This window comes from Chitinophaga sp. (assembly GCF_035564935.1).
Taxonomy (GTDB): Bacteria; Bacteroidota; Bacteroidia; order Chitinophagales; family Chitinophagaceae; genus Chitinophaga.
In genome coordinates this window covers 1-10051 of sequence record NZ_DATMTE010000210.1, presented here as the reverse complement: position 1 = coordinate 10051, position 10051 = coordinate 1, and the positions used below count along the sequence as shown (strand labels likewise).

At 49.2% G+C, this 10051-nt stretch carries 9 protein-coding genes; 6 read left to right on the top strand and 3 right to left on the bottom strand.

What is annotated here, in order from left to right; translation table 11 throughout:
* On the bottom strand, nucleotides 1-741 hold a 741-nt coding region (locus tag VN105_RS05535), incomplete at its 3' end, for an amidohydrolase family protein (RefSeq protein WP_325638741.1).
* Nucleotides 742-931: 190 nt separating this feature from the next.
* Between VN105_RS05535 and VN105_RS05530 the strand changes: the two genes are divergently transcribed.
* Nucleotides 932-2041 (top strand): Gfo/Idh/MocA family oxidoreductase, encoded by a 1110-nt coding sequence (locus VN105_RS05530; RefSeq protein ID WP_325638739.1) that lies wholly within the window; start codon nucleotides 932-934, stop codon nucleotides 2039-2041.
* A gap of 126 nt (nucleotides 2042-2167) precedes the next feature.
* Entirely contained in the window at nucleotides 2168-2761 is a 594-nt protein-coding gene (locus tag VN105_RS05525; RefSeq protein WP_325638738.1) for a porin family protein, read from the top strand.
* A 6-nt stretch (nucleotides 2762-2767) separates the two neighbouring features.
* On the opposite strand, the gene VN105_RS05520 is transcribed toward VN105_RS05525, so the two are convergent.
* Entirely contained in the window at nucleotides 2768-3271 is a 504-nt protein-coding gene (locus VN105_RS05520; protein WP_325638736.1) for a DinB family protein, read from the bottom strand.
* 125 nt (nucleotides 3272-3396) lie between these two features.
* Nucleotides 3397-4248: a bifunctional methylenetetrahydrofolate dehydrogenase/methenyltetrahydrofolate cyclohydrolase FolD gene (gene folD, locus VN105_RS05515; protein ID WP_325638734.1), complete on the bottom strand. Its 852-nt coding sequence runs from the start codon at nucleotides 4246-4248 to the stop codon at nucleotides 3397-3399.
* Nucleotides 4249-4411: 163 nt separating this feature from the next.
* Between folD and VN105_RS05510 the strand changes: the two genes are divergently transcribed.
* The 4 genes from VN105_RS05510 to VN105_RS05495 all read left to right on the top strand — a co-directional run.
* Complete coding sequence (locus tag VN105_RS05510) at nucleotides 4412-6400, top strand: FAD-dependent oxidoreductase (protein ID WP_325638732.1); 1989 nt, start codon at nucleotides 4412-4414, stop codon at nucleotides 6398-6400.
* A gap of 111 nt (nucleotides 6401-6511) precedes the next feature.
* Complete coding sequence (locus VN105_RS05505; RefSeq protein WP_325638730.1) at nucleotides 6512-7078, top strand: RNA polymerase sigma factor; 567 nt, start codon at nucleotides 6512-6514, stop codon at nucleotides 7076-7078.
* 124 nt (nucleotides 7079-7202) lie between these two features.
* Complete coding sequence (locus VN105_RS05500) at nucleotides 7203-8465, top strand: FecR family protein (RefSeq protein WP_325638728.1); 1263 nt, start codon at nucleotides 7203-7205, stop codon at nucleotides 8463-8465.
* Nucleotides 8466-8516: 51 nt separating this feature from the next.
* A partial coding sequence (locus tag VN105_RS05495; protein ID WP_325638726.1) for a SusC/RagA family TonB-linked outer membrane protein occupies nucleotides 8517-10051 on the top strand: 1535 nt, incomplete at its 3' end.

Here is a 10051-nt window from a genome sequence, read left to right as displayed (position 1 = left end):
ATTGTGCCCGCCATTGCCGGGTTGAAATGCCCTGTCGGACCGTGTCCACATCATCGGCAGCATTTCGCCCATATGACCTATAATTATTTTTAATCCCGGGTAGGTATCAAAAATACCGGCAGCCAGGAGCCGCAATACATGAATCGCGGTTTCTGAATGCCAGCCCCATCCCCAGCAGGCAATGGCATTAAAAGGGCCGGTACTTTGCCCAATGTTGCTGTAATAAGCATCCATTACTGGCGCCGGAGGCAACCCCGGGTGAATGTAGATAGGAACTCCCAGTTTTTCAGCCCTTTCAAAAACCGGTGCAAACTCAGGGGCGTCAAGAAATTTACCGTTGGTAAGCCCCCTGATCATTGCTCCGCGAAATCCATACAGGGTTACGGTGCGTTCAAGCTCATCCGCGGCAGCTGCCGGCGCCGTCATAGGAAGATGTGTAAACGCGGTAAATCTGCCGGGGTAGTCCTTTATTTTTTCCGCCAGCAGATCATTATACTTTGCGGCAAATACCGGTGCATTGATGCTGTTTAATAAGTTTACATCTGTATTTTCAACGGATAATACCTGCATAGACACCCCGCACCCGTTCATAGAATTTAAACGTTCGCCGGAAATATCAGCCAGCTTTGGCATCATTTGAATGGCGGCAGCAGAGGGCCTTTGCTTATCCAAAGTACCGGCAGGAAGCAGGCCGGTCATCTCCGGGAATGATACATGTTCTTCTATGGCTACTATTCTCATTTTGATAGATGATTAAATAATGCAAAGGAATAACAGCAGGAAAGGATTGTCAATGATCAACCTGTGGTGATGATAGCACAATTCGCGGTAAATTAAAGAATAGGCACTTATCACAGGCATTTACTTTTTCGCGGATGCTACTAATAATTTTTGTATTATTAAGGTATCAATGAAACCCAAATTTCCCGTTATGAACACTCGTCGCAACTTTATACAGAAAATTGCCGCCTCCGCTATGGTGCTGCCCCTGATGCCGCTGGCCGGCTGGGCGAAAGACTTTGGTAACTACGATGGCCCGGTATTACGTGTAGCCATCATGGGATTGGGCGGCTATGGCACCCGCGTGGCAGAGGCCATGCAGGCTTGCGTAAAGGCAAAACTGGTAGGCGTGATCAGCGGTACGCCGTCTAAAATAAAGGATTGGCAGGGCCGGTTCTCTATCCCCGAAAAAAACTGCTACAACTATGAAAATTTCGACCGTATAAAGGATAATAAAGATATTGACGTGGTATATATTACCACGCCCAATGGGCTGCATCACGACCAGGTGATCCGTGTAGCCGCTGCCGGCAAACACGTGATCTGTGAAAAGCCGATGGCCTTAAATGCCAAACAAGGTCAGGAAATGGTAGCCGCCTGTAAAAAAGCCAATGTAAAACTGCTGGTTGGCTATCGCATGCATTTTGAACCCAAAACGCTGGAAGTGATCCGTATGCGCAAGAACGGCGATTTTGGAAAGATCATGTTCTTCCAGGGCCAGTGTGGCTTCCGCATTGGAGATCCAACACAATGGCGGCTCAACAAAGAGCTGGCCGGCGGCGGCTCCTTAATGGATATCGGCATCTACGCTATTAATGGCTCCAGGTATATGACCGGTGAAGATCCTGTATGGGTTACCGCGCAGGAAACAAAAACCGACCCGGTGAAGTTTAAAGAAGGCGTGGATGAAACCATCCAGTTCCAGTTGGGTTTCCCCAGCGGGGCAGTGGCTTCATGTCTTTCTACGTATAATATGAACTACCTCGACCGCTTTTATCTCAACGGTGAAAAGGGATTTGCTGAAATGCAACCTTCCACCGGCTATGGTCCCATCCGCGGGCGCACCAATAAAGGAGAACTTACCCAGCCCCATGTTACACATCAAACCGTGCAGATGGAAGAAATGGCAGGCATCATCCTGGAAGGGAAACAGCCGGTAGTAGCTGTGGATGGAGAAGAGGCGGTGAAAGACCTCAAAATCATTGATGCCATCTACCTGGCTGTTAAAACCGGGAAGAAAGTGGACCTGAACCTGTCATGATCCCCGGGGATCTGCCGAGAAAATATCCCGCGTGATAGTGAAAAACAGCAGGATCATCTATTAGTGGCTGCGGCGCAGCAATTCGCATCTGATCAATTCGTTTCTTTATGGTTAAAATCATCAGCTATGAAAAAACGACTATTGACAGTATACCTGCTCGTTTGCCTTGCTGTTACCGCCGGCGCGCAGGGACTGCATTATGGTATCAAGGCAGATCTGAACATGTTTAAACTGGATGGCGCAGGCATTAAATCAAACTACACACTGGGCGGAAGATTAGGGGTATACGCCGAATATGATTTTTCAAAAAAGTGGGGTCTGCAACCCGAACTCCTGTTTTCACAGGTAGCGCCCAAGCGCGGCGATGATTTCAGCGCAAAATATATTCATACCAGTAATGACGATGCCAATAAAAGTATTAAGCTCAGTTATATTACCCTGCCATTGCTGTTACGTTATAACATAAATAAACTGATTACCATTAATGCAGGGCCGCAATACAGCTACCTGTTCTACGATAATGAAAATCTCCTAACCTACAACCGGAACGCTTTTAAGCGCAGCGACTTTGGCGTGGCCGCCGGTGCTACACTCACATTCGATATACTACATGTATATGCACGCTACGTACTCGGCCTCTCCAATGTAAATGATATTGATGACCGGTACGAGTGGAAAACCAGGCAGGCACAGATCGGCATTGGCGTGAACATTAAATAGGCCGTATTATGCCTTTACAACGGCGTCGTATATACGTTGTAACTGGTGTATATGTCTTTGTGTGTGGATGTTGATAAACTGTATCCATTCGAAACGTGTAAAAGGCCCGAAACCAGGCACTTCAAAGCTGGTGCATTCATCAGTAAGATTTACCGTGCCTGCGGCAGTGGTCAGCTTTTCCCAGGTGGCGGCAGTATCCTTCAGTATCGATGCTTTGGGAAGATGTCCTTCGTCTGGTTGTATGAATTGGGGGGAAGTCATTTTAGTATCGAAGTTCAGGAAAACGGATTTTACGGCAGGTATTTTTTCATCCGGCTGGCGATCGGAAGGCACAGCGCTGCCATACAGCACGCCGCAGTCGCCGGCTTTGCAGATATGCGATGCCACCTGCGCGGCTGTCCAGCTGCCCTCAAAAGGCACAGTGTTCAGTTGTTCCTCATTAAAGGAGTTGAGTAATTGTTGAAGGGTATTGCCGGTGGTAGTTACTTCCAGGAGCAGTGCTTGTCTCATAGATTTTTGTTTCCACAAACTTAGGTGGATATATCCGTACAAACCGGGGGGGAATACGACAATCAGGCGGGTAGAAAGAGACAAAAAACAGCTGCAGGTTATTAATGCCTGCAGCTGTTGTTATATCAGGATAACATTTTCTTTTCGGCCGATTCCACTGTTTGTGCAATGAGCGTTGCAATGGTCATGGGGCCAACGCCGCCTGGCACCGGCGTGTAAGCGGCTACCCTGTTCGCCAGTGGCGTAAGTTCTATATCGCCGATACCGCCTTTGTGATAGCCGGCGTCTATTACAATAGCATTATCTTTTATCCATTCTGCTTTTATGAATTGAGGCTTCCCTACAGCGCCTACAATAATGTCGGCCTGTTTGATCAGCTCCGGTAAATTACCGGTGCGCGAATGACAAATAGTTACTGTAGCATTTTCATTCAACAGCATCATGGCTACGGGCTTACCCAGGATAGGGCTCCGGCCTACTACCACCGCATGTTTGCCGGCAAGGGGCAACTGGTAATGTTTTAACAGCTTCATAATACCGGCGGGAGTGGCGCTGCCGTAAGCGGGTTCACTCATCGCCATCCGTCCAAATCCCAGGCAGGTAACGCCATCTACATCTTTATTAATATCTATTTTATCAAAACAGGCCCTTTCATCAATCTGGTGGGGAACAGGATGTTGTAAAAGGATGCCGCAGATCCGGTGGTCGTTATTCAGTTGTTCAATAGTGTCCAACAGCTCTGCGGTAGTGGTTTCTTTGGGCAGATGTACTTTTACGGAGGTCATTCCTACCCGCTCACACGCGTTTCCTTTCATTTTCACATATACTTCAGAGGAAGGATCATCGCCCACCAGGATGGTGGCCAGTACCGGCACTATCCCCGTTTTTTCAATGATACGCTGTACCCTGGTCTTTAATTCCGTTTCCATTTGTTTGGATAATGCTTTTCCGTCGAGTAGTATTGATGTTGCTGTCATATGCAGGTGTTTATTTCCGTGTCTGGTAATTATATTTTGCAGAAGATGACAAAGATACTAAGCGGCTGTCATAAATTTTTTTTAGGGGAGACGCATTCCTGTTACATTTTTTTCCGTCTTTATACTTATAGCGGTCTTCCAAAGGGCGGTTATTTATTCACGTATGAAAATCAAACTCTTTTCTATCCTCGTTCTATGCACAGGATATCTCCTTCCGCTTAACAGTTCCGGGTATACAGCTCCTCCCAGGGAGGTGGATATCTGCGTATACGGCGGCACCTCTGCAGGGGTAATCGCAGCCTATACAGCAAAGCAGCTGCACAAAACGGTATTGCTGGTATCGCCGGAAAAACACCTGGGAGGCCTTACCTCCGGCGGGCTGGGCTATACCGATATTGGTAACAAATATGCCATCACCGGGTTGTCGCGCGACTTTTACCGCCGGATCGGCGCCCATTACGGGAAACTGGAGCAATGGATCTTTGAACCGCATGTAGCGGAAGCCACCTTCCAGCAGTATATCAAAGCCGGGAAGGTAGACGTGCTTTACGGGTATACGATCAGCAATGCCGTAAAACAAAACGGGTATGTGACGGAAATAACTGTGAATGGCCCGGCGGCACAGGTGGTGAAAGCCAAAATGTTTATAGACTGCTCCTATGAAGGCGACCTGATGGCAAAAGCCGGCATCTCCTATACCGTAGGGCGGGAGGCCAATGCACAATACCAGGAAACCTACAACGGCGTTCAGTTGCTCAATAAACACCAGTTCCCCGATGGTATTGACCCTTACAAAGTGCCAGGTAAGCCCGAAAGCGGCCTGCTATGGGGCATCAGCAGTGAACCGCTGGCATCGCATGGAGCCGGCGATAAAAAGGTGCAGGCATATAATTTCAGGATCTGCCTGAGCAACCGGCCGGAAAACAGCATTCCCATTACAAAGCCGGAAGGTTATGATCCGTCGCGCTACGAATTGCTGGTACGGCTGCTGGATGTTACCAAACCGGAAAGCCTGAAAGGATTCCTCAAACCGGATCTTATGCCCAATGGCAAAACGGACATCAATAATAACGGCGCTTTTTCCACGGATATGATCGGGATGAATTACAATTACCCCGAAGCAGACGATGCTACCCGGAAAAAGCTCATCCATGAACATGAACTTTACACGAAAGGCCTGTTGTATTTTATAGGCCACGACGAAAGGATAGCCCCCCATCTGCGTAAGCAAATGTTACAATGGGGATACCCGAAAGACGAGTATACCGACAACGGGCACTGGTCGCCGCAACTGTATATACGCGAAGCACGGCGTATGGTTGGCGCCTACGTAATGACCCAGGCTAACTGCGAAGGCAGGGAAAAAGTAACCGATGCCGTAGGTATGGCCGCCTATACCATGGACTCCCATAACTGCCAGCGTATAGTGGTAAATGGGATGGTAAAAAATGAGGGAGATGTGCAGATAGGTGGCTTTGGGCCTTACCCTGTCTCTTACCGGTCTATTATTCCAAAGCCCGAAGATGCCAAGAATGTGCTGGTACCGGTTTGTTTATCGGCCTCGCATATTGCCTATGGTTCTATCCGCATGGAACCCGTATTTATGGTGCTGGCGCAATCTGCTGCCACAGCGGCGGCAGTAGCTATCGACCAGCGTGTGCCCGTACAGGAAACGGATGTACAGAAAGTGCAGACCATGCTCCGTACCAACCCGCTGGCAGATAACAGTCCTGCTGAAATACTGGTAGACGACGACGATGCACAACATGTAACCGTGAACGGGGATTGGAAAAAGATGGTGCATGGCTGCTATGGCCCGTCTATGCTTACAGACGACAGCAAGGGAGCTGTACCCAAATCGGTGCGCTTTTCGCCGGCTATTGAGCGGGCCGGTAAGTATGAAGTATTTACCTATGTGCCCCGCCTCCCCAACCTGGATGGCAATGCCCACGTAAAGGTGTATGATGGCAGCAGGGTGAAGGAAGTGGAAATTACGGCTGCCAGTATAAAGGTAGAGGGGCAAACTTCGGGAGAATGGGTAAGCCTGGGCACCTACCAGCTGAAGGCCGGAACCGGCGCCTACGTGGAAATAGGGAACCACAAAACTACCGGGATAGTGGCGGCAGATGCGGTGTTATTTGTTCCCAGGTGATTATTTAAAAAAAAGCAGCACAGGAAGGATTCGGTTTATTTTTTTTACCGTCTTTATAAATACTGGTAATTCCGCGAAATGATTATTTTGTAATAAATTCCATGACCTTCCTTGCCGAAAGATAGTCCACATAATGAAAAGGAGCTGTTACTGCGTGTGGCAGCAGGGGATCAGCCTGCCTTCCAGCGGTTATTTGACCATTACTGGAGCAGGATGTATGCCAATGCCCTGCAGTTTGTTAAGTCGCCTGTGCTTGCAGAAGACCTGACACAGGAGATCTTTATTAAAATATGGATGAACCGGGAGCGGTTGCTGGCAGTACAGCGTTTTGATGCTTTCCTGTATACCACGGCAAAGCACCTGATCCTGGATGAGTTCCGGAAAAGGGTATTGCCTACCGTACAGGAAGAAGGGTGCCATGTGTCCATGGCATCAGACCTTCCTTCGGCGCAGGACAGGCTGGAACTGAAAGATGTGGAAGGCCAGCTGCATGCAGCTATAAACCAGTTGCCTGCCCAATTGCAGCTGGCCTTCCGGCTGAGCCGCTTCCAGGGTATGTCGCATGATGAAATTGCCCGGCAGATGAATATCTCCCGGGTAACTTCCAAGAATTATATTGCACGGTCTATTGCGGCCATCCGGAAATATATGGGTAGAAGAGCGGAGCATGTTACATGAGCATATAACGTTACCGGTTAAACGAAGTATAACAATTTTCCGGTAACAAAGGATTCCCCTTCATTCTTTTTTCGTCTTTATTACTGCAACCCTTCATGAGAGTGTTGTTTTTGCACCCGGTTTTATGTTACACGATGAGTTAAAAGATTTATTGGAGAAATACCTTGGCAACCGGCTTACCCCGGAGGAAAGCAGGCGGCTGCAGGTATTGATGCAGGAGGAACATAGCGGGCCGGCACTGGAAGAAATGATTGCAGGCATACTGGCGGAAAACAGGTATACCGCTGCTCCGGATACCGGTTTGCAGCAACAGTTCGATAAAGTGATGGCTACCGCTGCATTGAGGCAGGCATTGGTGCGGAAAGACGATCATGAAGAAACAGATACCACGGCCCGGCAAATGACGCCGGAAGCAGGTAACCTCCGCCATCTCTCCCGGAAAAATATACGTGCGTTTTATAGAACAATGGCCGCCGCAGCAGTGCTGGCCTTCATCCTGGCGGGCATTTATACCTGGCGCTATTATTACGTACAGCCGAAAACGTTAGTTTCAAAAAAGCATACTCACATAAAGCCGGGTAGTCACAAGGCAGAGCTGATCCTGGCAGATGGCAGCACCATTGTGCTGGATGAAGCAGGCGCCGGTACTGTAGGTCAGCAGGGCAATACGAAGATCATAAAACTCGACAGCGGCAGATTGGCTTATCGTACCGCTTCCGGTAACAACACCGCCGCGCCGGAGTATAATACTATCCGCACACCTAAAGGCGGGCAGTACCAGGTGGTATTACCGGATGGCAGCCAGGTTTGGATGAATGCCGCTTCCTCGCTGAAATTCCCCGTTGTGTTCACCGGTAAAAGCAGAACCGTAATACTCACCGGCGAAGCATATTTTGAAATTGCACAGCAGGCAGAAAAACCGTTTATCGTGCAAACGTCCGGCATTGAAGTGAAAGTGCTGGGCACTCATTTTAATGTGATGGCTTATGCCGATGAAGACCGTGTAAGAACCACCCTGCTGGAAGGCGCGGTAACCGTAACACAGGGCGTTGCTACAACAATGATGAAGCCCGGTCAGCAGGCAAGTATCGCTGAAAAAGAAGACAGGTTTTTAATTACCCGCCCGGAAATGGAAGAAGTAATGGCCTGGAAAGAAGGACAGTTCAGGTTCCGCAAAGCGGAAATCCCGGTAATCATGCGGCAGATCGCCCGCTGGTATGATGTAGACATCGAATACAAAGGCGATGTTTCCGGTATCCGGATGTATGGCAGCATGACCCGCAAAGAGAATATCACCCAGCTGCTGGAATTAATGGAACAAACCGGAAGGGTGCATTTCACCATCAATGGAAACCGTATCACCGTAATGCCCGTCGCTATAAACTAAACCAGGGCATTACTCCACGTATCATTTATTTAATCTCAACCAAAAGGTAGTATGGAATTGTTCACTATTGCCCACTCCCACGGGAGGAGGAGCCGTATGCCGGCTACACAACGCACATGGATGGTGATGGGACTCATCGCCTGGCTGCTGATGGCGGCATCCCTTAGCGCCGGCGCTCAAACCGTGAAGCTCTCTGTTAACAAAATGCCGCTGGACAAAGTATTTGATCTCATCAGCAAACAAACCGGTTACCAGTTTATTTGCGATGAAAAACTGCTGGCTGATACGCCGCCATTGAGCGTGAATATCACCAACAAATCACTGGTAGAAGCATTGAAGATCTGCCTGAAAGATCTGCCGCTTACCTACCTGATCAAATACGGCACAGTGGTTATTAAGAAAAACCCCGCGCCCGGCACAAAGCCCGCCCCGCCTGGCAGCCCATCGCCCACGAAAACTATTACAGGTATTGTTACCGATAGCGCCGGCACAGGTTTGCCGGGCGTAACGGTGGGCATAAAAGGTACGGCAAAAGGAGTGCTCACAGATGAAAACGGGAAGTTCTCGCTGCCAGGTGTAACCGATGATGATGTGCTCTCCATTTCCAGTATTGGCTACCTTACCAAACAACAACCTGTAAAAGGCGACATTTTTTTTCGTATACCTTTGTCCGTTACCCCAAAATCATTGGTGGAAGTGGTAGTGGTAGGATACAGTACGCAGAAGAAAGTAAACCTGACCGGTGCGGTAGCCACGGTGTCCGGCGAAGTGCTGGCCGCCCGGCCGGTGGGCCAAACCACTGCCGGTCTCCAGGGGACTATGCCCGGCGTTACCATTACACAGGGCAACGGTAAGCCCGGCGGCGACGGTGGCACGGTGCGTATCCGCGGCTGGGGTACACTGAAAAACCCGGACCCGCTGGTGCTTATCGATGGTGTGGAAGGTTCTATCAACAACATTGATCCTAACGTGATCGCCTCCGTTACCGTGCTTAAAGACGCAGCATCGGCCTCTATTTACGGTTCACGCGCTGCCAACGGGGTAATACTGGTCACTACGAAAAGAGGTAAAAGCAATAAGCTGTCTGTTAACTATAACAATTACGTGGGCTGGCAAAAGCCTACCAACCTCCCGGCGCTCACCAATGCGCTGGATTATATGTTGCTCACCAACGAAGCCTATAAAAACTCCGGCCGCTCACCGCTGTACTCCGATCAGCTGCTGGAGAAATACCGTTTGCAGGGCAATGGCAGCTCCGATTCCCTGCCTAATACCGACTGGCAGAAAGCAGTGCTTACCGGCTCCGGTTTTCAGCAGAGCCACTTCTTAACCGTGAACGGCGGTACCGATAAAGTAAAGATGCTGGTATCACTTGGGTACTTCGACCAGAAAGGAGTGATTGACCATACAGAATTTAAGCGCCTTACCATCCGCAGTAATACCGATGTTGTTTTTTCGAAGAAGTTAAACATGCAGTTTGACCTGCAGTATATCAGCCCGGTTACTACGGAGCCGGCACTAGGCGCCGATGTGGTGTTTGCGTACATGAACAATATTTCCCCTAACCAGCTTGCTGTAAATTCCAA

Coding starts and splice junctions, on each gene's coding strand:
- VN105_RS05510 (WP_325638732.1), top strand. CDS start 4,412: ATGAAAATCAAACTCTTTTCTATCCTCGTTCTATGCACAGGATATCTC.
- folD (WP_325638734.1), bottom strand. CDS start 4,248: ATGACAGCAACATCAATACTACTCGACGGAAAAGCATTATCCAAACAA.
- VN105_RS05530 (WP_325638739.1), top strand. CDS start 932: ATGAACACTCGTCGCAACTTTATACAGAAAATTGCCGCCTCCGCTATG.
- VN105_RS05525 (WP_325638738.1), top strand. CDS start 2,168: ATGAAAAAACGACTATTGACAGTATACCTGCTCGTTTGCCTTGCTGTT.
- VN105_RS05520 (WP_325638736.1), bottom strand. CDS start 3,271: ATGAGACAAGCACTGCTCCTGGAAGTAACTACCACCGGCAATACCCTT.
- VN105_RS05500 (WP_325638728.1), top strand. CDS start 7,203: ATGTTACACGATGAGTTAAAAGATTTATTGGAGAAATACCTTGGCAAC.